Here is a 25989-nt window from a genome sequence, read left to right as displayed (position 1 = left end):
CCGCACAGTCATACCTGAGCGAATTCGGAGGGACACATGACTGGTAGCGAAAGGGTAAGCGTTCACGGCGACTTCCTGCATCGCCTGAACACGTTCGCCGGAACCACCGCGGACGACCACCTCAGCGTCAGCCGGGTCCACAGCAAGGGCGTTCTGGACCTCCTGCACCAGGGTCTGGGCGGGACGGCGCTGCCGGCGGGCCTCAACCTCGGTGATCACCGCGACTCGGACTTCAGCAGCCGGGTCTACAAAGGGGTGCAGCGGCTCGGCGAGGTCGGCGGCCTGGCCCTGCGGTCGTACACCAACGGCGACGACGCGGCGCACGCCCAGATCCAGTCGCACGGCTTCGGCACCGACAAAGTGATCAACCCCGTCTGAGAGGAGCGTTGCCATGCATGTTTTGATCGACAGTTCGCTGATGGACCTCGCAGCGTCATCCGCCCAGGACGCCGCGAGACAACTCAGCGACCAGGCGAGCGACCTGTTCCGCATGGCGGCCGGCGCCGGCGAGTACTGGGACGACAAGCACCAGCTGGAGCACCTCGACAACAACCAGTTCCAGGTGAAGCAGACTGGCTACCACACCGACGGGCTGCAGACGGAGAGCGGGGGATGGAGCGGCGTCGGCTACGCCGGCCGGGAGACGTCAGCCAGCGTCGGCCGGGACATCGCATCGTTCATGTAGATCCCGCTCACTGTGTCTGGTGCCCGGTGCGCTGTCAGCGCACCGGGCATCTGCGTCTGGTTCACCGGTCGCCGATGAGAAAGATCTGCTCCGGCGGTTCGACCGGCGTCGGCGCGGTCGGCACTGCGGCGGCCCGTCCCGCCCGCCAGCGGCGCCGCCGCCCCCGCGGCAGGGTGACGGCGACCAGCAAGGTCAGCGCGATCCCGCCGGCCGCCGCGACGGCCAGCCACTTCGCCGTTGCCGCCGTGCCCAGCTCCCACGCGGCCCGGTCGAGCCGCTCCTGATCCGGTGGCCGCGGGACGAACGGGGACTGCGCCGCCACCGGGTCGAGGTCCAGCCCGTCGGTCACCGCACGGTACGGGTTGACCAGGCCGGCGCCGTACCGGTCGCTGCCCAGGCCGCCGCGGGCCGGGCTGGCGGTGGCCATCAGCCGCTGCGCCACCTCGGGCGCGGTGAGCTTCGGCCAGGCGGCCCGCACGAGCGCCGCCGTCCCCGTCACGAACGGCGCGGCGAAACTGGTGCCGTCGTCATAGGTGTGGCCGTCGACCCTCGTCGCGGCCACCACCTTGACCCCTGGTGCGACGAGGTCCACGTACGGGCCGATCTGTGAACCGGGCGGCCGGGCACCGTCGATGTCGATCGCCCCGACGCCAAGCACGCCGTCGTAGGCGGCCGGGTACGACGGCAGCTCGGTGTGGTCGTCCTGCTGCGAGTTGCCGGCCGCGGCGACCACGAGCGCGTCGCGGGCCACCGCGTACGCCACCGCCTGCCGGATCACGGGGAAGTCGTCGTGGCCTGCGAGGGACAGGTTGATCACCTTCGCGCCCTGGTCGGCGGCGTAGCGGATGCCGTCGGCCACCACCTGCGGGTCGATCCGCAGGGACTGGCCCTGATCGCCGACGTCCCGGTCGTTGATCCGGACCGGCAGGATCTGCGCGTCCGGTGCGATGCCGTGGAAGCCGACCCCGGGAACCGGGTCGGCGGCGATGATGCTGGCGATACCGGTGCCGTGGGACACGCAGTCGAAGGAGCCCGGCAGCGTACCGGCGAGGTAGAAGTCCCGGCCCCGCAGCACCTTGCCCGGCCTGCGCAGCTGCGGATGGTCGGCGTCGACGCCGGAGTCGACGACCGCGACCAGCACGCCGGCGCCCCGGCTGTGCGGCCAGGCCCGCTCCGGGTCGAGGAGCTGCTGCGCCCACGGCTGGGCCTGGATCTGGTTGCGGGCCTGCTCCGGACTGTGACAGGCACCCGCCGGTGGTGCTGCCCGCGCCGGGCTCGCGCTGCCGGCGACCTGCAGCGCTGCCACGGCCACTACGGCGGCGGCCAGGTGTACTCGGCGTCGTCTCACCCCCGGATCGTCCGGCAGGCCGTTTGCCGACATCCGCGCGTGGCCGCAACAGGCCAGGCGGCCGCGCCGCGCCGATGCCCACGTGACACTGGCCCGGAAGCGATCAAGGGAGGCGCCGTGGACCCGTCACTGCACCTGGACATGTATGCCGAGCACAAGAAGATGGCCGAGGACATCCGGGCCATGCGCGACCGCATGGCCAAGGTCCGCGGGATCGCGGAGTCCGACGACGGCCTGATCATCGCGACGGTCGGCGCCTCCCACGAGCTGCTGGAGCTGCACCTGGACCCGCGCATCCACCGCGCCCCCGACTCGGCCGCGCTGGCGAAGACCATCGTCGAGACCGTGCACCGGGCCATGGCCGTCGCCCAGGAGGAGTGCTTCGCCATCGTCCAGCATTTCCTGCCCGAGGAGGCCACCCCCGAGTCCACCGACCTGCGGTTCGATCCGCTGCTGACCGCGCTCGACGAGGAGACCGCGCGAGGTGAGCAGCGGTGAGCGACAACGAGGTCGACCGCGGCGGTGACGGCTACATCGACATGTGGGTCGGTCCGACCGAGGCCGTGACGGAGCAGGTGCGGACGGCGGGCACGAACTTCGAGTCGGCGCTGAAGGGCGCCCCCGCCACCAACACCGGGATCGGCGCCGGCCCGCTCGGCACCGCGTTCAAGGTGGTGATCGGCAAGCCGATTGACGAGACCAAGGACGCCGGCACCAAGGTGCCCCCCATCTACTTCACCATCGCGGACCTGCTCGGCGAGGCCGTGCACAAGTACGTGACCGGCGACAGCTTCGCCGCTGCCGCCCTCGCCACCGACGGCGACGAGGCCTGACGTGAGGGCTGCGGCATGACCGTCACGGAACCCGGCTGCGAGCTGTGGCACCACATGCTCGAACGTAGAGGCGACCGGAAGCGCCTCTTCTGGCCGGACGACGACGTGGACGCCATCAACGCCAACGCCGACGTCTGGGACACGGTCACCGACAACGCGGCCAACGCCCTCAGCCTCGCCGCCACCGCGGCGAACAACCTCAATCAGCGCGGTGTCTGGCAGGACTCCATGGCCGCGGCCTGGAAGTCCCACATCGTCGACGTCAACACCGCGAACAAGGACTTCGTCGACGCCTTCGCGGGCATCGCCGGGTCCTACCGCAGCTATGCCACGTACGTCGACAAGGTGCGACAACAGATCAAGGACTTCGTCGACAAGCAGGACGGCATCTTCCGCAGGATCCACTGGATCGCCGGCACGGGAACGGCCTTTGCCAGGGACCGGTTCGCGGAGGCTGTGGTCGGCAAGGTCGAGGCGATGGTCAAGGAAGCGGCGGGCAACCTCTACATGCCCGTCGAAGCGCCCGAGGAGCCCGAGAAGCCGGACCCGGGCCGCAGCAGCCTGCTGATGGGCATCCCCCTCGGCCTGTACGACTCGTACAAGAGTCTCATCCTGGCGACCGGCGGCCTCATCGGGTACGGCGAGGGCGGCTGGAGCTGGTACAACGCCATCACTGCCTGGGACGGGCTGTACACGCTCATCGGCGCGGCGGCCACCTACACGTCGTGGCAGGGCATTCTCCTCGACCAGACGGTCGGCTTCCCGACCTTCGCGCGTGGCGAGCTCGGCTCGGTGCTGTGGGCCACCGGCAAGACGATGACCGGTTTCGACGAGAAGGGCGCGAGCTGGACCTACCACCTGGCCTACACCGCCGCCACCATCAGCACCTTCGTCGGCACCAAGGGCGGCGCAGGCATCGCGATGCGGGTGATGCGGCCCCTGCGTGCCACCGGTCTCGGAAGCCGGGTCTACCTCGCCGCGGCCGCCGTCCGCGAGTTCCACCCCGTGCAGACCGCCGCCGTCCGCACCCTCGACAGGATGCTGCCCGAGCAGTTCCGGGCCGACGCCGGCAGAGTCCCCGGTCACCTCGACAGCGGGTCGCGGCCTGGAACTGCTGGAGGTGGAGCGGGCGCGGGCACCGACGTCCCGGCGAGGTCCGCCGCGTCCTCGGAAGCCCGCGCGCCCGGGAGTGCCGCGTCGACCACCGAAACGCCTGCCCGCCGCGCCGCTGGGGAGCCGGAGGCGGCACGGCAGCAGCGGCCCGCCACTGCGGAGGAGCCCGCTGCCGCATCACAGGCGCCATCGCGTCCGCAGAGCGGTCCGCGCCCTGGCCCGCCCGGCAACGCGGGCCCACATCAAGGCCCGGCCACGCCGGCGGTCAACGCGGGTGGCGGGGCCGGCCACGGCGCGGTGCACCCGGCCGAAGGGAATCCGTCGCCGGGAGGCGTGCCGTCCGCCGCCGGGAAGGGCGGTGCGCCGGCGCACGGTGGGTCCCCGGCAACGCTGTCCGGAGCTCACCTCGGCTCGGGCGCGGAAGTGACGCCTGGTGCCCACCCGAGACAGCCCGGGCTGCCCGGCGGGGAGCCGTCCCGCGCGCCCGTCGACGCTGCCGCCCGGCAGGTTGCCGGTGAACCGCTGGCGCGGCCGGAGCCGGTCGCGCGGCCCGAGGCGGGCCGTCCGCCGCATGCGAGCGAGCCCGGGGTGGTCGGCTCCCACGCCGCGAGCGCGGAGTCGCCTCGAGGCGGGCGGACGCCGGAGGTGGCCGGGGACGCCGCCGGCTCGGCCGCGAGGCGCGATGCGTCGGGTGGCGCGGACCGGCCGGTGGCCGCCGAAGGCGCGCGGCCGGCGGCCGAAGGGCCGGCGCGGGCCGACGACGCGGCCGTGGCGAGGGATGCGGCGAGGAATCGGCATTGGTGGTCACGGTTCCTGCCTGGCTCGCGGGGGCCGGAGGTGGTGACCGCGTACGGCGCGGAGTGGGCCCGGCAAACAGACGGCTCGTTCCGGGCGCGGGGCGAGTCCTTCCTGGACGTCGCGGGCCGGGCGGAGCCTGTGCGGCTGTCCGAGGGCGCCCTGAGCGTGATCGACCGCAACGGACAGCTGCGGCTGGTGACGGACGACGGCCACATCTACCACCGAGGACTTCCTCGGGAAGGGAAGCTGTCTGAGACGTGGTCGGAGCATGGCGCGCCGAGCGACATGGTGGTCGAGAGCATCGAGCAGGGCGTTTCCCTGAAGCTCGCCGACGGCAGCGACCTCGTGATCACGAAGGGCGACGCGATCCGTCACGTGGACGGGACGGAGCTGACGTATCGCAGCCACGCCACTGGGCTGACGTATGTGCCGGACGGCAACGGCAGATGGGTCGACGCGCGGGCGCGCCCCGCCGAGGTGGACGCATGGCTGGCCGGCGCGCACCACCGGTTCGACACAGCGCGGATCATGCACGACATCGACGCGCAGGCGGACAGGATGCGCGGCCTGCCGCGACCGGAGCTGGGCCGGCTGGCGCGGACCGGCAACGCGGCGGAGCGCATGGCGGCAGTGTACGAACTGTTGCACCGAGCGGATCCCAAGAAGTATCCGCGGTGGACGCAGGTCGAAGCGGTCAACGGGTTCATGAACGGCCGGACCGTCAACATGCTCGCCGGCGAGGGCAAGTCGATGGCGTACCGCTTCCATGCCGTGGTGAAAGCGGCGGAAGGCGAGGTCGTGCACTTCCTGACCTCTCGTGACACGCTGGCGACGCGGGAGTTCCGCGAGTTCGAGCACCTGCTGCGGGACCTTGACTTCGACCTGCACCGGATGAACCCGGAGGGCGACGTCCCGGTGGCCAGGCGCGGCCGCCCGACGGTCTACGTCGGGACGGTGGACGACGCCGCGTTCAGCTACCTGCGGGACAAGGAAATACGCGGAACGCTGGCGATCGTCGATGAGATCGATGAGGTGCTGGTGTACGCCGACAGCACGTTCGTCATCAGCGACGGTGTGCTGGTGCCGGCCACCGACGCGGTCCGTGCCCAGGTGGTGTGGGCGCGGGACCTGGTCGAAAGCGGGTGGCTGACCGAGCGTGACTTCGGGCGCTTGCCTGGTGACTGGGCACCGAGCCCGCTCCACCTGACCCCCGAAGGCCTGGCGAAAGTCCAGGAGGTGCTCCGCGGCGCGCGGCCGACGGCCGAGCAGTTGCACCGGCTGCACAATGCGGCGAAGGCCAAGTGGGACCTCAAGGTGAACGAGCACTACCTGGTCTCCAGCATGGAGGCAGGGGAGAACCGTCGCATCATCATCATCTCCAATGCCACGCACAAGCTGATGAACGACCCGTCGGCCACGACGGCGGGCCACGGCCTGCGGGAAAGCCGGTGGAGCGATGGCCTGGCCCAGGCGGTGGAGGCCAGAGAAGGACTCGTCATCCGCGGCGACGCGCGGATCAGCAAACAGGTCACGGCTGGCGAGCTCTTCAAACGGTACGAGACGGTGGTGGGTGCCTCGGGCACCGCCATGGGTCACGGCGAGGTGTTCGGCCGCCGGGGACTGTCCCCGGTCGTTCACGATGTCCCTTCGTACTACACGTCGAAGCTGGTACGGGACCCGGACGTCGTGTCCGCGACGCGGGCGGAAACGTTCGACCGGATGGCCGAAGACACCCGCGACATGCACTTCGGCGGGGAAGGCGGCAAACCAGACGGCGCTCCGCAGGTACTGATCGGCGTCGAGAACGGTGACGTCTGGCAGATCTCCCGACGGCTGTCGGCGCTCGAGGTTCCGCACGTGGCCGTCGACGCCCGCTGGTTCGAGCTGAAGGGGGTCAAGGCCGAGGAGGCGCTGCAGCAGATCTTCGACGAGGCGGGTGAGCAGGGCAGGGTCGTCGTGATCAACATGCAGGGCGCGCGTGGCGTGGACATCAGGCCCACCCTGGCCGCCCTCGAACAGGGCGGCCTGCACGTGCGGATCTCGGGCCACTCCGAGGTGTCGCATTCCATCGACATCCAGGCCGAACGGCGCGCCGCCCGCAGCGGCGAACCGGGCCACGTCACGTTCTACACCTCGCACGAAGACGCCGTGTTCCGGCAGTCGCACCATCCCGAGGCACCCGTGGTGGTCATGGAGGTCGAGGCCGCGGTCGAGCACCAGCACGCGGTGGCCGCGGAGTACAAGGCCAACGCCTCCGAGGGCAACCTGGCCAAGCTCGACCTGGTCAACGAACGCCTCGGCATGGCGCAGCTGCGCCTCGTCGATCTCGTTCCCGATCTGCAACAGACCGCCGCGGCCATTCACCAGCACCGCATCATGGGCCTTTCCGGGGTGCCGAAGCCGGCCGACGCCGCACCGCAGCAGCAACCTCCGCAGGCACCGGGCGTCACCGCCGGCGACCCCAGCGCGTCCACACCCCACGGCGGTACCCCCGCTGATGGCTCCGGCGTCGAGGGGGACCAGGGGCAGGCCCCAGCGCAGACCTCCGGCGACCAGACGCCACAACCCGCGCACGACTCGCCCGCCGGTACACCGGCGGCGTCTGGGGAAGCGTCCTCGGACGCTGCCGTGGCCAACCAGCCGGTGACCGCGGCCGAGGCCCGTGCGCACTGGCACGAGGTGCTGCCGCTGCTGGCGGACCGGCCGGGCGCCGAGTACGCGCGGGCCGAGCTCAGGGAGCAGCTGTTCGGCTGGTTCGCCGACGGCGACGAGCCCGGCCACGCGATCGCCCAGATCGCCAGGGTCATCGGCGCCGAGTTCCCCGGCAACCAGCATCCCGTGGCCGCCTCGCTCGACGTGCTCGCGGAGCTGCACGAGCTGAGCGCGGCACCGACCGCGAGGTTGCCCGCGACGCTGTCGGCTGCGATCGGAGAGTCGGTGGCCGACATCCTGATGACGGCGCCGATCGCCGCCGGCCTGGTGCGGTCGGAGGCGACCCGGCGGCTCATCGCCGAGGTGCAGGAGACGGGCACCCTCGCCAAACCGGAGAGCGGGACACCGGTCCCCGCCAGCCCCGCGATTCTGCCGCTCCGCGAACAGGTGCAGGCGCTCAACCGCGCCGCGGACCGGGCGCAGGCGAAGGGCCGGCCCGATGTCGCGCGCCACCTGCGGCAGATGGCCGCACAGGCCGCGACCGCGGCGGATCGCCGCCCCGCGCCGCAAGACGACGCACCGGACGCACAGCAGGCCCAGGCAGACACCGCCTTGGTGGGGGCCGGGCAGGCCGGGCCACCGATCACCGCGACCTTTGTACCCGGCACACGCACCACGGAGGGCATGCTTTCGCAGCCGGCCGCGGACCTGATCGCCGCAGCGTTCCGGGACGGGATCCGGCGGCAGGTTGTGAGCAACTCGCTCATCAGGGAGGTGCGGCTGGTCGAGGAGCCCGATGGGGACGGCGGTGTCCGCGTCGACCCGGAAGGCCGGCTCATCGCCGGGCTTGTCGAGGTGGAGCTGCGGGACGGGTCCGCGTTGACGGCGACGGTGACGGTCGGCGAGGCCGGCGAACTGCGAGCCGGTTCGCTGTTCCCGATCGGTCCGTCCGCCGAGCGGCGGGCCTCGGACGTGACGGTGGTGCTCTCAGCGGTCCATCCCGCCGGGGCTGACGTGGTCACCACGTTCGTTCACGAGATGTTCGAGGTGATCTCAACGCTGCGGCGCAGTCCGTGGCACTCGCTGAACGCGGCACCGCAGCGGCACCTGCTGACGCCGTCCGCGGCGCCGCTGAGCGACGATGCGCAGCTGTCCCACCATGACGTGGGCGGCATCGGTGACATCCAGCATCTCGTCACCCGCCTCGTGACCGTCACCGTCCCGGCGGAACGGGCCGCGCTGATCCGGGATCTGACCGCGCACCTCGACCACCTGGGACTCGGCGACACCGCGCCGAACGCGCTCGCCCTGTGGGACCTGGTCGACGCCGTGGTGCCGTTCGAAGAGCTGACGGTGGAGCAGCAGCGCCTGTACCTGCTGCTGCGGACGCCGGGATGGCAGCAGCAGGCCCAGGAGGGCACGGGCAGCGAGCACGAGGCCGTGATGGACGTGCTCGCGGAGCTGTACACCAAGCCGGGCACCGACGCTCCGACCAAGCTGGCACTCGAGCGCGCGTTTCTCGTGCAGATGCTGTATGCCGGCGGCTGGCGGCAGGGCGACCCGCTCGCATTGTGGACCGACGCGCAATGGCTGTACGCGCGGTTGGCCGCCTGGCACGGCACCGGGTACCGGCCGTCGACCCTGCCGCAGGAGGACATCGCACTGCGGACCCACGAACGGCTGCCGGACCTGGACGCGGTGCACGAGCTGGCAGCGGCGTTCGACGCCTACCGCGGTGCCAACGCCGGCGACGACGCCCAGCGTGCACGCGCCGACTTCGAGGAGCGGCTCGACGAGTTCCTGCGCGGCAACACCGCCCGGATCGCCGCGACCCTGGCCGCCGACGGCGTCGCCGAGCACCGGATCGGGCTCGACGCCACGCTCAGTCAGGCGCAGCGGGAGCACCAGGCCGCGCTCCTGCTGGAACAGTCCAGCACCAAGCTGCGCGAGCAGGCCGCCACCGAACAGGCTGCGGCCACCCGGATCGCGCAGGACGGTGACGCCGACGGGGCGCGCGCACACGACCAGCTCGCCGCCGAGCACGAGCTGCTGGCCGAGCAGCACCTGGCTTCGGCCAACAAGCTCAGGGACAGTGTGTCCGCCGGCGTGCACCGGGCGGCCGCAGCGCATCAGCGCGCGATGGCGCAGGCGCGGGAGCAGTGGCTCGGCCCGCAGCCGGCAGCCGTCGACCCACTGTCCGGGCTCGACGCCGGGCTCCAGTGGGCGGTCGCCGACGCGCTCGCCTCGATCCCCTTCGTCAACGCCCGCCCCGGCCAGCCCGGTGTGGTGACGGTGGCGCTGCCGGGCCACGCGCCGATGGACCTCACGATCCGGTTCGGCCCGTCGGCCGGCATGGGCGCAGACGTCACCGTGCCGCTCCACCCGGCCGACGCCGCGCTGCGCGACCCCCGGCGGGTCATTGCCGAGCGGACCGTCGCGGCGGTCGCCGAGGCGGTCCTCGCACACGGCCCCGACGGACGCGGGAGGATCGGGTCGACCTCGACCGCGACCCTCGCCTGGGCGGTGCTGGATCAGCTGGTGCTGCGGGACGCGGTACTGCGCGCCGCCGAGCTGCTGGCCGACCCCGGCACCCCCGCCGCCGTACGGACGGCCACCGAGGAACTGCTGCACGAACTGCGCACGGAGCTGCACCGCAACGAGCGCCGCCTGGCCGAGCAGCTGCAGGCCGCCGACGTCGCGGACCCCGCACGGTACGTGCGGCTGCGGACCGAGGTCGGTGCGTGGGCGGCGCCGTCCGGCTGGAGCGCCGAGGCGATGGCGCTGCTGAACCAGATCCGAGCGGCGGGCCCGCCGGCTGCCTCCGCACACGCCGAAACGCCCACGCAGGCCGAAACCTCCACGCAGCCGGTCGCCGCAGCACAGCAGCCGGATCGGGCGGCACCAGTCCAGCAAGACAGTGACCCGGCGGAGCCGGTAGCAGCCACCGACGCGGCGGCGCAGTCGGTCGGGCACCTGTCCGGGTTGACCGTCGAGCAGCTCGCCGACGAGATCGGCGGTCTCGCGCCGGACAGCCCGCTGCTGCCGGCGACGCGGCGCGCGCTGGCGCTCGCCGTGCTGCGCCAGGCCGTGCACGCGGCCAACCTGCGGAGCGACGCCTTCATCATGCTCCGGCAGGACGGCACGCCGACACTCCGCGTCCGCCGGGCCCCCGCCCGGGCATCCGGTGAACGGTTCCTCGACGCGAGCCGGCTCGTCCGGGAGCTCGCCGACCTCAGCGGCCACGTCGATCACCACCAGCTCCGCGTCACCGCCGCCGTCCGGCTCACGACGCTGCTGGGGCGCGGCCGCCCCGGTCCGTTCGGCCGCCGTGCCGCCAAGCTGGAGGCCCGCACGCAACGGCAGGTCACCGTCGCCGTGGCCGAGCTGGCCGCGGATCCCCGCGCGCCGCAGCACACCCGCGACGCCGCCCGCCAGACGCTGGCGAGCCGGCTGCGGCACCGCCCCGACGCCGCCGACCCGGCAGTGCCGCCGTTGCTGTCTCCGCCGGCCCGGTCGGTGTACGAGCTGGTCTCCGCGGCCATGCGGGACCAGTCCTCGCTGACGCTGCCCGCCCGGCCCGGACCCGAGCTGGGCACCGGCGAGGTCGACGCCGCGCACGCCGAGCTCCGGCAGGCCCCGTCGGACGCGCACCTGGACACCCTCGCCGGCGCCGTCGACCGGCTCCTGGAGCGCCATCAGGTCGAGCGCGACCTGTACCTCGGAATCCTGGACGAGGCGGCCGCCGAGCACGTCCAAATGATCGAGCACCTGCGCGCGGCGCAGACCGCGGTGCGGGAGCCCGGGCAGCCAGGCCTCGGCGCCGTGCTCGTCCAGGCGCGGCGGCACTGGCAAGGCGTCGAGCAGCGCCGCGCCGGCCTGTATGCGGCCGTCGAACGCGCCGACGAGATCATGGCGACGATGCGGCCGCTGCTGGCCGCTCGCCCGGGCGCCGATCAGGCGCACACCGAGCTGCGCAACTGGCTGTTCGGCGTCCTGGCCGACGGTGTGTCGCCGCAGGTCGCGGTCACCCAGTTCGCCATCGCCGTCGGTGCCGCATTCCCCGGCGAAGCCGACCCGGTGGTCGGTGCGCTCGACTCGCTCGCCGCGCTGCACGCGATGCCCGAGTCGCCGACCAGGGTGATTCTCGAGGCGACCACGGAGATCCTTTCGGCGGCACCGGCCACGCTTGCCGCGGTGCGGTTGCCGGAGACCCGGAGGCTGATCGCCGCCGCGGAACGGGCGGGTGCCACGGTCGATCCGTACAGCGCGCTGCGGCTCGGCAACACGGACCCGGCCCTGGCCGCCGTTCACAGCGCCGTGCAGCGGCTGTCCGACGGCGCCGACATCGCAACGCTTGAAGTGCTGGGCGGCGCGCTGGCGACCGCGGTCACGATGATGACCGCCGCGGCGGAGGGCCTGCGGGTACGCCAGGCGGTCCACCAGAAGGCGGCGACGGCGCCATCCACGCCGCAGACGCCCGGCGAGAAGGAGACGCCGGAGCAGGAGGAGCAGCGGCAGAACCGCGAGCGGCACGGGCGCATGCTCCGCTGGTACGAAGCGGCGGCGGTGGAGGCCCAGACCATCGCCGACGCGCTGCGCCAGGCCCGCGACGCGTGGTATTCGACGATGGACCGGCTCGACGACCCGGCCACCGTCGCGCGCGAAACCGCCGCGATCATCGCCGCCGCCGCAGTCGCACACGCGCGGTACGAGCCGTACCGGCAGGCGCTGCAGCCCACCCGCCCGATCCAGGAAGCGCTGCAGTCGGCGGTTGCGCACGGGCGGCTGCCGCAGATGGCGGAGCTGGTGGCGGTCATCAACGGGTACCTGCCGAAGGACGCGCATCTGCGCCCCGAGGAGCTGGAGCGGGTGCTGCGCTCGGCGTGGCGGGGCGTGGCCGGCGACGACGGTCAGATGCTGGCGATCGGCATCGACGAATCGAACATCATCGGGTTCAAGGTCCGCTTCGATCACGGTGAGCTGGTTGAGGTCGCCGACCCGATGACGACCATCTCCGAGTTGATGATCGGCCAGATCCCGACGTTCGTGCAGAACAGCCGCGTCCTCGCCGACGCGCGATCCCGCAGCGTCGGCTGGTCCGGCAGGGTCGACCTGGGCGGTGTTGTCGGCGGCTTCCTGTCGCAGGTGCAGCATCTGATTCCCGCGGATGCTCCGTTCCAGTGGCTGCAATGGATCCGGGCCGGCGCCATGTGGGGGGAGCTGTTCGCCAAGGACCACGTCATCGCCGAGGGCAACGCCGGCGGGTCGCGTGCGACGTCGAAGAGGGTCGTCGGCGCCGACTTCACCATGCCTGGCGGGGTCATGGACAACCGGGGCGAGTCCACGGAGTACGACGCCGACGGACGCTGGGAACTGCAGGTGCGGGCCGGCGACGCGAAGGACTGGCAGGATGTGGCGTTCGAGCCGGTGGGAAAGGCCCGCGTCCAGCTCGCGCTCGCGCACCCGTTCACCGAGCCGGTCCAGGACGACGAGCTGGCGCCGCCGGACGAACCCGAGACGGACATCCCCGAGCACGCGGTGCTCGCGCTGGACGGCCTCAACGAGCTGTACGACCAGGTGATCGCGGCGCTCGGCGACCGGGCGCCGACGGGAGGAGTCGCCCGGGAGCAGGTGCGCGCGCTGCTGCTGGAGCTGTACCCGGCGCGGCTGCAGCAGACGATCAACGGTCCGTTCGAGCTGAGCGCCGTCATCACCGACGACGGCGGGAACCCGGCGTCGGTCAGCATCCGCACCGACGAGCACCGCGATCGGGCCGAGCGGGTCGGCAACCGCAGCCGGAAGGTGCACCTGGAGTGGCTGCGGGTCACCTTCTCCCAGGCCGCGGCCGAATTCGGGCTCAACGGTTCGTGGCAAGGGGGCGCCGCCGTCGGGCTGAAGTGGGCGATGAACAAGCTCGGCGTCGCCTGGCTGGCCGAGCGGCTCGCCGGGGAGTCCGGCCGTGTCGCCTTCTCGGCCGCTGGTGGCACCGGTCGGCAGGTGTCGGCCGGTGCCGGCGGGAACGCGATCCACCCGAGCGTGCAGCGCTACTCCGGGTACACGCAGACGTACAAGATCCCGGTCACGCACGTCGCCACCGTCGACCTGGGCGACGGGGCACCGCAGCCGACGCACTGCATCACCGAGGGCAGCGGGTTGTTCGTCATCCCCGAGCCGTACGCGTACCGCGCCGGGCTCCCGGTGTCCGCGGCGGCCAAGGACAAGGCCCGCAGTGAGAAGGCCGGCAAGCTCGTGCTCGTCGACGATCTGGACGAGAGTCCGCCGCCCGGGCGGCGCGGCGAGGCGCCCAACTGGCGGACGGCCGACGGCGCGCTGATGCCCGGCGTGGGCCAGGGGCTGGCCCAGGATCTCAAGGGCGTGGACGGCAACGACGAGCTGCGCGAGCTGGTGACCAGGGCGTTGCAGTCGGGTGGGAACCGGCCGGGCGGGGTCAGGCCGTTCCTGCCGGTCGATCCGAAGAAGGCGGAAGCGATGCTGCAGGAGCTGTCGGCGATGCGCCTGGAGGGCTCCTACGACCAGGCGACGCAGGACGGCGTGTTCATCGTGCTGGTCAACGAGCACGGCGAGCGCGAGACAGTGCGGGTGCAGATCAAGGAACGGCAGGTGCGGTATCTGGGGCACAGCCGCGCCTGGACCGAGGTCAACCTCGACATCGACTCGGAGTCGGCGAGCCGTGGCCGCGGGCAGACCGGGCAGCTGAAGCCGTTCGGCATGAGCGCCGGCATGGCGGGCGACCACGCGGGCCACCGCGACGTCGACTTCGACAGCGCCGGCGCAGGGTACGGCTACACCCGCCGCCGCGGCGGCAGCTTCAACGACGGCGAGACGGCCAACCAGGTGCTGCTGGGGGAGAGCGGCGCGGACGGCACGGCGCGGTTCGAAGTGGTGATCGACATCGTCGCGTCCGTGGAGCATCCGGACGGGCACTGGGCCGAGCTGGCCCGCGTCAACAACCAGAAGGTCGAGCTCGTCACCTCGGTCGGTCACCTGCCGGAGGCGACAACCGAACGGGTGCTGACGCCCGAGGGCCCCGCGGTCACCCCACGGTCGGTCCTGAACCGCGCGGCGATCCGGCACCTCGACGCGACCGGGATGCTGGAGGCCGGGGTGCGGGCGCTCGGTGGCGGGCCGCGCACGGGCACCGGCGCGTTCGCGCACCTGGTCTCCGCGCTGAACGTGCGCAGCCTGGTCGCAGCCGGGGCGACGCTGTTCAGCTCGGCGTTCGGCCAGGGTATCGGCTACCGCACCGACCTGATCGGGTACGAGGCGCCCGAGCGGCGTAGCAGCTGGCGCAACATCGTCGACAACTCGCACGCCACCGTGAAGGTCGAGGCGGTCCCCGGCGCGTCGACCTTCAGCGGCGCCGGTGACGGTGTCGTCGGCGACATCCACCTGGCGCTGCGCAGCAACAGCGCCGGCATGTCGCGGGACACCGAGCACAGCGCAGACGCATCCGGTGGCCGGGGGCTGCACACCGGCGAGGACCGCGTGCACGGCACCGACGGCGGGGGTGTCAGCGGGAGCCGGTCGCACGGTGCCTCCCACACGTTGACCCAGATCACCGGCGAGGAAGGGCTGATCATCTACCTGGGTCAGCACTACACGTACACCATGCCGGTCGACTTCCGGGTCACCGGTGTGCGCCACGACCAGGGCGATGATGGCATCCAGATGAAGCAGTTGCCGCCCCGGACGGTGGTGTACTCGCTACCCGAACGCGACGCCCTCGACCTGTACGGCATGGGCGACCTGCCGGTGCCGCTGCACCAGCTGACCGACGCGCTCACCCGGTACGCCAACGGCAAGCTGGAACTGGACCGCGCCTCGGCGGTGCGGATCGTCAACCGGTTCCAGCGGGACCTGCGCGATGCCCAGCTGCGCGTCGGTGAGGACGCATACCCGGCGAACCTGCCCGACCCGGGCCTGCCGCGCACCGAGGAGTTCGCCAGGAACCTGCACGCTCGGCTCGTCGAGCAGTTCCCGGAGGTGCCGGCCGTCGAGGGTGCCGAGCTGCCGGCGTACGCGGCGGCGCTGGAGGCGGCGATCGCCGGCGATCCGCGGCTGCGGGCGATGCCGGAGGGCGGGGCGCTGCCCGAGCACCTGCTCGCCGGGGTCGGGCAGAACCGGTTCTCGCTGATCGACCTGAACGGCGAGGAACTCTTCGCCGAGGTCATGCGCGGCATCGAGGCGGTCTCGCCGGGCGCCGAACGGCGCAACATCGGGCTGTGGCGCAACTTCTACGGCCGTCTCGCCGGGCGGCGCTGGTGGGGCAAGCTCGAGGACATGCTGTCCCCGGGCGGCTGGGCGGTCTCGGTGCCGGTCATGGCCGGCAACATGACCGGCGAGGAAATCACCGTCCGGATCAAGGCGAGCCTCGGCGACGGCGAGGCGATCGGCAAGAGCACCGACGTCGGGCGGATCCTGCAGCGGTACGCGTACGAGATGAAGGACCGCGGCGAGTCCGTCGGCTGGTCGCGCGGTGCGAGCGCGAGCGGGTCGGGCGCCGGACCGAAAGGCACCGAGCCCGACGGCATCTCCGGCGGTGTGAGCGCCGGCAATTCGCGCGGCCGGCGTGGCTTCGTCGGCGAGCAGCTGACCCGGCTGCAGCGGCAGGCCTCGTTCGGCCCGGCGGTGCGGTTCAGGCGTCCCGCAACCGTCGTGGTCGAGGTCACCCGCAGCCGCCCGCAGCTGCTGGACCGGGCGGTGCTCGGCGTCGTGGGCCTGCGGCACCTCCGGTCGAGGCCGAAGGCCGCGTGGCAGCGGGAACTGCGCGGCGAGGCTATTCAGCTGGTGTCGGCGGAACAGGTCGACGTCGGCACCGCGGCGCGGCCGAACCTGGCGGAGCTGGACCTCGCCGCGCCGGCGAACCCGCACGCGGTGCGGCTGCCGTACGAGTTCAGCGTCGAGAGCAGCTACAACGGCGGCCTGGCGCAGCAGATCATGCATCACCTGGGCAAGCTGGGCTGGCTCGGCTCGGACGCGAAGCGTCTCCGGCTCGAGGTGGAGCGGGTGTTCCTGCCGCTGATGTACAACGCGCTGCTGGAGAAGATGCACGATCCCGGCGGGCACCTGGTGCTGCGGCTTCCGGTGCCGACGGCGCCGCTGTGGAACCAGCCGTTCAGGCGCACCGGCACGGCGACGACGGTCATCGAGATCGTGGTCGAGGCCAAGTTCCTCGACCCCCGGGTGATCCGCGAACTCACCGAGATGATCGAGATCGGCATCGTGGACCGGGCACAGCACACCAGCGGCTGGAGCATCAGCAAGGGCTGGAGCGCCGGCGGCAGGTTCGGCTTCTCGTTCCCGGCCAAGCCCTGGAACGTCCTCGGGAAGTTCGGCTTCACGACGCCGAGCTGGGGTCGCGACGGCAGCTACGGCTTCGGCGGCTCCGACGAGCACACGTGGGTCCAGGGCGACCGCGACGAGACGAGCCTGTTCGCGAAGGCGCTCGGGCACCTGCTGGCGTTCCGGGTCGATCACGTCGTGACGCTCAGGATGGTGGAGCACAGGCGCCGGGGCAGCGGGATCGAGCGCAAGGTGGCCCGCGAGGTCCAGCTCCAGCCGGCCAGCAGCGGCCGCGCGTACATCACGATGTTCAGCCAGGACGCCAAGAAGTTGCTGAAGCGCTGGCAGGAGGACACGGACCGGCCGTGGCCGTGGTGGATCGCCGCGCAGCAGCCGATGCCGGCCGGCCGGACCGAGCGGATGCGGGCCTGGTTGCGCAGGACCGACGTCGCGGTGCCGGCGTTCGACCTGACCGACCTGTTCGCCGACGCGGTCGGTCACCCCGAGTTCAGGCCGGTCAACCCGCTGCCCGCGATCGTCGCCACGGTGCGGGACCGGATCGGCCGCGGCGACAGGGTCGTGCACCTGCACGCCGTGCAGCCGTCGGCCGGAGCGCTCGACCCGACCTGGGTGGCGTCCGAGATCGCCCGGACGGCCGGCGTTCACGTTGTCGTCGAGGTACGGCGCCGCAACGGCGTGCTGCGCCGGTTCCGAGCGACCCCGGACGGCAGGGTGCGCCCCGAACTGCCGCTGTCCGCCGGCGACGCGCTGCCCTTGCCCCGGACGGCCGCAACGCCGCCGACCAGGGGGCCGCACACCCCGGCGGACCCCGGCGCGTTTCCCGCGTCCGCGCCCGCCGAACCGCGTCGCAGCCTGATCGACGGGGTGCTCGGCGGCCACCCGGAGCCCGCGCCCGACGCCGCCGCGGAGCACCGGGCCGAGGCCGTGGCCGCGGGCCGCCAGGCCATGGCGGAGGCCGCAATCGCCGCAGCAGTGCCCGAACTGACCGGTTCCGGCCTGCTGGACCGGGCCGACCTGGCCGATCGTGACGCGGCGGCGCTGGTCGTACGCACGACCGACGGCGAGACCGTGCACCTGTCCGTGGCCAACGAGGTGGCCGCGCTCGCCGGCACCGACGCGGTGGGCGAGCGCCTCCGGCTCCTCGCGGTGACCATGCTGACCACAGCCGTGGCGGCCGTGCTCAACGGCCGGCTCGGCGACCCGTACCGCACCGCCGCCCAGGTGCTCATCCACGGATACGAGGCAGCGCCCGTGGAGGAGCGCGACGACTGGCGGCACGCGCTGCTGGACCTCGCCCCCGCACTCACCTACGCGGACCTCGTCACGCTCTTGGAGCGGCCGCTCCCACGCGGGGTCGCCGAGGCATTGCGCGCGCCGACGGTCGAGGCGGCGATCACCGAAACCCTCGCGCTGTTGACCGGCCCGGGCATGCCGCTCGCCGCCGAGATCGCGCCGGGACCGGCGGGCACGATGCTGCTGACCGGGCCCGACGGCCCGGTCCGTGAGATGCGGGCCGAGCAACTCGCCGCCCTGCGCGAGCGGCTGGTGGCCCGCATGGCCCGCGGGGCCGGCGTGCACCGGATCCGGGCCGACGCGGCCGCGATCCTCGGAGCCGACGCCGACCTCAACAGCGGCTCCGGCTGGTCGCGGGTCGAGGGCGCGCTCGTCGCGCTGGGCCGGCTCTGGACGGACGACCCGGGCACGGCCGCGGCGGACGTCGCACCGGTGCCCGCGCCCGGCGACCCGCGCACGCCCGCGCAGGTGGCCGTGGAGCTGGCGGCGGCCGAGGTGCTCGCCGACCATGCACCCACCACCTGGCGGCGGGGTGCCCTCCCGCCGGCCGCACGGGCGCTCGTGGACCAGGTGGATCCGGCCCCGGAGACGGTGCCGTCGCCGGCCGCGCGGCGCTTCCACCATCCGGGGTACCCGGCCGGCCTGACGCATGGGCGACCGTGGACGGACCCTGCCGTCGACTGGTCCGCCGCGCTGCACAGCGAGACGGCACTGCGGGCGCTGCTGCGCGAGACGGGCCTGTCCTGGTACGACGCGCGCCTGCTGCTGATCGACCTCGACCTGCTGCCCGCGGATGCGCGGCCTCTCAGGCTGCGGGACGTGTCCAGGATCGTCGAGGCGGACAGGGTCCGTTCAGACATCGCGGCCGCGCTGCAGGCGACGGTCGACCACGCGGTGCGGGAGTTCGAACGGCTGGTGCGCGGGCTCGCGCCCGCAGACTCCAGCGCGCGGAGCCAGCGCCGGGCCCAGCTGATCGCCGAGCACGTCGCCGCCGGCACGATGACTGCGGAACTGCGGGCGACACTCGTCGAGCAGATCCTCGCCGACGAGGTCCGCGCCCGGCAGTGGCAGATCCTCGGCCAGCACTATGGGCCGTACGAACTGCGCGCGATGCCGTCGTACCACTTGGACGGGCAGGCACCCCGCTCGGCCGATCCGGACGGCATCACCGTGCCGACCATCACACTCGACCGGGTGGTCGACGGGCAGCCGGTTGTCGTCCACACGTACCGCCTGCGCACCGGTCCCGTCACCTTCGGCCAGGACGCCACGTACCGCAGCAACACGTTCACCCGCAGTCTCTTCCGGCCGGAGACGCTCCGCCCGACCAGGACCCCGGAACCACAGCCGGTCGCCGGGCCTTCGCCGGTCGATCCGCAGATCGCGGCGACGTGGGTGCCCGGCACACTCGACACCTGGGGCATGGCACCGCAGCAGGACACACATCCCCGCGACCGCGTGCGCCGGATCGAGACGTCGGCCCGGATCGCCGAGGCGCTGCAGGAACAGCTCCAGCGGGTGAACGACACCGGCTACCGCGACGCGATCATTCACGAGGTACGTCTACTCCACGCCGGCGATCACCCGACCGCGGACACCTCCCACCAAGCGACCGGCGATGTCGTCGCCGGCGTGCTCGAGGTGCAGCCGTGGTCGCCGTACGCATGGAGCACCGATCGGCTGCGGGTGACGGTTGCGGTCGGCTACGCCAGTGGTAAGAGGGCGATCTCGTACGTCACATTGCCGTCCGCCGCAGGTCAGCCGGTCAATGTGACGGTGGTGCTCTCGTGGCAGCACCCCGCCGGCCGCGGTCTGGTCGGCACCCTCATGCACGAGCTGGGGGAGGTCGATCGGCAGCTGCGTCGCCACCGTCTGTGGTGGCGGCCTGACGCCGCACCGCAGGGCAATCTGCTCGCGACGGGAGCGCCGGCATCGGCCGCTGAGGCCGGGCTGTCGGATCACGACTGGGGCGGCATCGCTGGCCTGCTGGAGCTGACCGGTCGCATCCTGGCGACGCCGGCCGGCAGCGCGGAGCGGGCCGAGCTGGTCGGGGACCTGTGGGCGCACCTCGAGTACCTGGGTCTGGGCCTTGAGAACGAGGACTCAGTCGCATTGTGGGACCGGTTCGATGCGGTCGTTCGCGTCGAGCGGCTGATACCGGCGCAGCAGGAACTGCTCCGGAGCCTGCGCGAGCCCGGCTGGCGGCAATCGGCAATCATGGCCCCGCCTGCCCCGCTCGCGCTCCCGGCCGGCGCGACGGCCCATGCCGTCCAGGATGCGCTGCCGCGGCCGTTGCCGCCGCTGGCCCACAAGCGTTCACGAGCAACCGATCTGGTCGCCAACCGGTCTACCGGGAAACCCCAACCGCAGGACGATCCTGACTCCCCGGCCGATGAATGGCTGGCTGCGGTCAGCGACCAGCAGGGGTTCGGTGACCCCCCAACGGTCATGTCCCCGTGGGCGATGAACCGTCAGATGTTCACCGGCGACTACTTCGAGATCTGGCGGGGCACGATGAGCACCGCCGATACGACGGCCGCCGAGTTCAACGAGCAGCTGCGCCGCGGACCGGCGCAATACGGCGAGGCCCCGGTCAACGGCGCACTCTACGCCTTCGTCGCTGACCCTGACGCGGCCGCGACGGACTCGGACGGCACCGCGGGCAGCGTGGTCCGAGCGCTCCTGCCGAAGTCGGCGAAGATCGCGACCTACGAGGCGCTCAAGGCGCTGGCCGAACCGCAACCGTATGTGTTCGGCAAGCGGATGGCCTTTGCCGATGTGGCGCGACACGCAGTGGCCGCTGGGATCGACGCGGTGGTGTTTCCGGGTGGAGTGCGCCGGGGAGAACTGACGACGGACGGCATCCTGGTCGTAAACCGGTCCATCCTGATCGTGGAGGAGGAGCCGGGCAAGGCTGAGCCGGCGGGCTACGACGGCGGCGGTCCCGAGCGTGGAGTGCCGGCATCGGATGCCGACCGCAGGGCGGTCGAGCAGTGGTACGCGACGCTGGTCGCCGCCGGCCGACTCACCGTGGACGAGTTCGACGTGCTGGCCATCGCCGCGTATGCCGCCCGGACGCTCGCCGACCTTGACGGTCTCGTCCGGGACATGAGGCGTTCGCTCCGCCCGACGGATCAGGACCGCGTGGCAGCCGCGGAGCTGCTCGGTGAACAGGTCGGGGCGGGGTGGCTCACGCTGTCCGACTTCCAGAACTGGCTGGAGCTCGTCCAGGCCGCCAGCACCCTTCACGAGCTCGAGACCCTGCTCGCCGGGTTCCCCGATCTGAGCCCGCCGCCGGTCGATCCGGCGCTGCCGTACAAGCCGTCCCGGGCCAGAAACCTGGTCCCCGACGAGTTCGCCGCCGACCGGCTCGACCGGCGGTTGATGCACCAACCGTACGTGTACAGCGGTGCGTGGGACTGGGACTGGCAGTACGCCATGATCGCCGCCTGGCAGGGGTTCGACGGCACCCCGACCGTCGTCGACCGGCAGACGATGAAGAGCCTGCGTCGCAGCGGCGACTTCATCGAGGTGTGGCACGGCGCGAAGCGGGGGCCCGAGGGGACGGCCGCCCAGGTCCACGACGACTTCCGGCACGGGCCGGTCGCCTACGACCACACGTTCGTCCAGTACTACGGCGAGTGGCGGATCGACGGCTACCTCTGCGCCGTGCGTGCCCGCCGTACCATCGCCGACCGTACACCGGACAGCAACCTCCGGGTGCTCATTCCCCGTGCGGCGAAGATCGGCGACTACCGGCGGGTCGCCTACGACTCCGGCCTGCTCGACTCCAAAGAGCTTGTCCGCTACCTCAGCCGGCATGCCGCCGCTGTGGGATATGACGCGATCATCGTTCCGGGGGTCACCGAAAAGGATGATGTCTACGTTCTCCTCAACCGGGAGATCGCGATCGTGGAGGAGGCAAGCACCAGGCCGGGCCCTGCGCTGCGGTCCGCGGAGCCGACGGTGGCTGCGACGTGGGTGCCCGGCACGCGTGCCGAGAAACGGAGGCTGCTGCCGGGGCCGAGCGCGGTGGAGCTTGCGGGTTCGTTGCGTGCGCGTCTCGCGCGGCAGCGAGTGAGCGACTCGGTGATCCACGAGATGCGGCTCGTGGATGCTGGGGTCGGCGTCGACGCGGATGGTCGCGCGGTTGCTGGTGTGGTCGAGGTGGACCTGCGGGATGGGTCTGCGTTGACGGTGACGGTGGTGGTTGGTGATGCGGGTGAGCGGGCCAAGTCTGCGTTCCCGGAGGGGGAACGGGCGTCGGTGATGACGGCCGTCATCTCCGCGGAGCTGCTCGATGGTGGTGATCAGGTTGGTGCGTTGGTGCATGAGGTGTGGGAGGTGGTGGCTCGGCGGGGGCGTTCGTGGTGGTCGGTCGGGTCGCGGCGGGACCAGTTGATGGCAGAGGGTGGTGTTCCGGGTCGGTGGGCGCGGTTGTCTGCTCATGATCATGGCGGTGTGGGTGATCTGCAGGATCTGGCCGCGCGTGTTGTCGCGTCGGTGGATGTGGTGCAGCGGGCGGCGCTGATCGCGGATCTGGCGGCGCATCTGGATCATTTGGGACTGGCTGCCGGTACGCCGCGTGCGGCGAGGCTCTGGCAGCTGGTCGATGCTGAGGTGTCGACGGAACATCTGTCGCTGGCGGTGCTGGAGTTGTTCGAGAGTCTGCGTGAGGAGGGCTGGCAGGACGCCGCCAAGGCCCGGTCCGTCACGGCGTCCGCCATTGTCGGTGTGCTGCCCGACCTGATCGAAGCGCTCGCTCCAGAGCGTGCGGTGGAGCCGGAGGCGGAGCCGGCCGAGGAGCTGCGGGTACCGGCGGCGGCCGCGGCGCGCTTCCATGCTCCCAGGAACCGGGCTCGCTTCACGAGCACCCGGCCGTGGATCGAGCCGACCGACGAGTGGACGGCCGCGGTGCGAAACGAGAGCGCGCTGCGGGCGCTGATCCGGGCATCGGGCCGGTCGTGGTACGACGTGCGGCTGTTCCTGCTCGACCATGGCCTGCTGCCCGAGGACGCGCGTCCGCTCCGGGTGCGTGATGTGGCCAGGGCCGTCGACGCCAATAAGGTGCGCGAGGACATCGCCGGCAGGCTGCAGGAAGCGCTGGATGACGCGGTGCGGGAGTTCGAGCGGCAGGCTCTGGGGCTACGGCCTGCGGCCACCAACGCGCGCAGCGATCGGCGGGCCCGGGCGATCGCGGAGCACGTCGCCTCCGGCACGATGACCGCGCAGTTGCGGGCGTCGTTCATCGAGCAGATCTTCGCCGATGAGGTCCGGGCCCGGCAGTGGCAGATTCTGGGCGAGCACTACGGGCGGTACCAGTTGCGGGCGTTGCCGTCGTACGGCCTGAACGGACAGGATCCCCGGTCGCAGTGGACCGGTCCGACGGTCACGTTGGACCTGATGGTCGACGGGCAGCCGGTCGTCGTGCACTCCTACCGCGTCGACGCCGGGTCAGATCGGCAATGGGCGCATCAAAACGCCACGTACACCCGAGGGTTGTTCGAGGCGGACGACCTCCGCCCGACCGACCGGCCTCCGGCCGCGGAGCCGACCCCGCCGAGTCCGGTCGACCCGGTCGCACCGCAGCAGCGGGCCGCGCTCGCCGAGGTGGCGGAGATCCTGTCACGGGAGCCCGGCTGGCAGGCCAGTCTGACGCTGGGTGACGGCCCGGCGCGGCTCGCAGTGGAGGCGGAGGGCCAGCCGGTCCGCGTGGTGGTCACCCCGGACGACACAGCCGAGGAACGGCCGGGCGAGCGGTCCGGACCGGCGGTCGCGGAGGTCCGGATCTCACCGGCGCAGCTCGACGATCCGGTGCGGGCGGCCGAGACCGTGGCCGCGGCGGTCATCATGGGCACGTTCGACCCGTTCCGCATGTTCGGGCGGCATCCCGACAGCGCCCCGGCGTCGCCGCCAGATCCGGCGGTCGATCCCGTTCGTCTTCAGACGCTGCTCTACGCGATCGATCAGGCCGGTCGGCTGGAGCGTTCGCCGTTCAGGGACCGGCTGCTGGTCGGTTTCCTCGTTGAGGTGCACGCGCTGCTCCACCGAGGCCCGGGGCTGGATCGTTTCGACGCCGGGTTGGGGCCCGTCGAGCTGGAGTGGCTGCGGCAGCTGCGCCGCCCCCGGCCCGAGGGGGAGGAGTGGGCGTTCGAGTCGGAGGTGCTGCGTCATCTCACCGGCGTGTCCGACTGGGCCACGGTGGGCGCGACCGGCGCACTGTCGGCGCGGCTGACGGAGGTGGCCCACCGGGAGGAGCGCGACGACCAGCTGCTGCGGCAGGCACGGTCGGCCGCCCAGGCGTTGTCGGCGACGCAGTGGCAGCGCGCGGCCGACGCAGCCGGGATGGCTCAGTCCGACCGGACGGTGCTGCTGGACACGGTGGAGCAGGCCCAGCAGGCGTTGACCCAGGCGCAGCAGGCGTTTGCCGGGCCGGTTGGAGCGTCGGAGGCCATGCGCGCGGATGCGCGGGCGGTCACCCGGGGAGCGGTGCCGGACGCGGGGACCCGCTCGGAGTACGAACGCACCCGGGCGGCGCTGGAGGAGCACGTCGCCGCGGCAGGACTGGCCGTCGACACCGCCGATCTGCTGGAGCAGTCACCACGCCTGCGGCGGACGGCGGCCGGTGGCGAGGCCGAGACCTGGGTGCAGGATCTGGTGTCCTCGACCCGGCAGCTGCTCCTCGACGCTCTGGGTCGCCTGGGCGGCCGCGGACAGTGGCAGCTGGCGCAGCGATGGCAGCAGCTCGAACGCCCGGCGCAGGCGCACCTGAGCGGCGCGGACCTGGAGGTGCTCAAGGGCCTTGCCGAGTTCTACAAACACGATCCGGCCGGGCCCCGCCCGGCGCCGCCTGCAGCAGACCCGGCTGAAGAGGAGGCGGCGCGGGCCGAGTACGAGAATCACTGGCAGCGCCTCCTTGCCCGCTGGGACGCCGAGCACGCGGGGATCCGAGCCGGGCTGGCTCGCCGCGCGCACGACGGCGAGGTGGCGGCGGCGTGGGCCGCGGAGCTCGCTGCGATCGAGGACCTGGCCGGTGCCAGGAACGCCAGCACCGTGGTCGCGGACGCCGACCAGCGCCTGCAGGAGGCTGTGGCCGCGGCGAGCAGCGCCCAGCAGGACGCGGTCGCAACGGCCCGCCGGAAACTCGACCGGGAGCTGTTCAGCGCCGGCAACGCCACCGCCAGGGCACGTCGCCACCACCAGGAGTCGGTCGCGGAGCACGCCCTGGCCGCGGACCCGGACGTCACAGCGGCGCAGGCCGCGCTCGCCCACGCGACATCGCAGCTCGACCAGGCCCGCGGCCGTCGGCGTGCCGTGCAGGTGACCGTTTCCCGTACGCAGCACTGGACGCAGCCGGGCAGTGGCCGGCTGGCGACCAACCGGGTCGAGGTGGCGCAGTGGCGCCAGACGGTCCGGGACGCGGAGCGCGGCCTGGAGCAGGCGCGCGCCCAGGTCGAGCAGTACGCGCTGAAGCGGCGCGACGCCGCCGTGCGGGCGGCGCAGGACGACGACGCGAAGGCACGCGAACGGTTCAACTCAGCTGTCGCGGACGCCGAGCAGCGCCACGACGGCATCCAGCCCGGCACCCACCTGGTGTCCGCCCAGCGCTGGGAGGGCGGCGGCTGGTGGCCGGTCGGACTCGCGGAACGGGCCGCCGAGATCCGGTCGACCCGTCGGCGGAGACCGGCTGGATCGCGCTGCCGGCCGAGGCGGCGCTCGTCACCGCGGAGCTGCTGGACGAGTTCGGTGTCCGGTTGCTGCCGGGGCGTTGGATCGGCACCGTCCCGCTGAGCACACTGGCCCTGCTGGAGTTCGTGCGGACACGCCTGCGCCGTGCGGCGATCGAGCTGTGAGCGAAACGGAGGCGACGATGCTGGTCGCGCGTTCGGTGGCTGAGTGTCACCTGTACATGGCGCTGCACCCGTGTGAGCGGTGCGGCGAGT

General features: G+C 72.4%; 6 protein-coding genes. 5 read left to right on the top strand and 1 reads right to left on the bottom strand.

Features of this window, described 5'->3' with window-relative positions:
* Positions 1-36: 36 nt before the first annotated feature.
* Both AB0J72_RS16475 and AB0J72_RS16470 read left to right on the top strand, forming a co-directional pair.
* Positions 37-378 carry a hypothetical protein gene (locus tag AB0J72_RS16475; RefSeq protein ID WP_363399436.1) on the top strand — a complete coding sequence of 114 codons (342 nt, stop codon included), beginning with the start codon at positions 37-39 and terminating at the stop codon, positions 376-378.
* A gap of 40 nt (positions 379-418) precedes the next feature.
* Positions 419-685 (top strand): hypothetical protein, encoded by a 267-nt coding sequence (locus tag AB0J72_RS16470; RefSeq protein ID WP_363399434.1) that lies wholly within the window; start codon positions 419-421, stop codon positions 683-685.
* Positions 686-746: 61 nt separating this feature from the next.
* Here the strand turns inward: AB0J72_RS16470 and mycP are convergent, their stop codons facing one another.
* The gene (gene mycP / locus AB0J72_RS16465) at positions 747-2033 is read right to left on the bottom strand and encodes a type VII secretion-associated serine protease mycosin (protein WP_363399432.1); all 1287 of its coding nucleotides are present in this window, start codon (positions 2031-2033) and stop codon (positions 747-749) included.
* 117 nt (positions 2034-2150) lie between these two features.
* On the opposite strand from mycP, the gene AB0J72_RS16460 reads away from it, so the two are divergent.
* Genes AB0J72_RS16460 through AB0J72_RS16450 form a run of 3 tightly spaced genes read left to right on the top strand, consistent with a single transcriptional unit; the run spans position 2151 to position 25837 of the window.
* Positions 2151-2531, top strand: a complete 381-nt coding sequence (locus tag AB0J72_RS16460; protein WP_363399430.1) for a YbaB/EbfC family nucleoid-associated protein — start codon at positions 2151-2153, stop codon at positions 2529-2531.
* Positions 2528-2866, top strand: coding sequence for a hypothetical protein (locus AB0J72_RS16455; protein ID WP_363399428.1), 339 nt, complete (start codon positions 2528-2530; stop codon positions 2864-2866). The genes AB0J72_RS16460 and AB0J72_RS16455 overlap by 4 nt, the downstream gene beginning before the upstream one ends.
* Before the next feature lie 15 nt (positions 2867-2881).
* Positions 2882-25837: a DUF1707 domain-containing protein gene (locus tag AB0J72_RS16450; protein ID WP_363399426.1), complete on the top strand. Its 22956-nt coding sequence runs from the start codon at positions 2882-2884 to the stop codon at positions 25835-25837.
* Positions 25838-25989 lie beyond the last annotated feature (152 nt).

The sequence above is a fragment of the Dactylosporangium sp. NPDC049742 genome (assembly GCF_040674675.1).
Lineage (GTDB): Bacteria > Actinomycetota > Actinomycetes > Mycobacteriales > Micromonosporaceae > Dactylosporangium > Dactylosporangium maewongense.
Note: the sequence above shows the minus strand (reverse complement) of the source record. Positions and strands in the feature narration are given on the sequence as shown.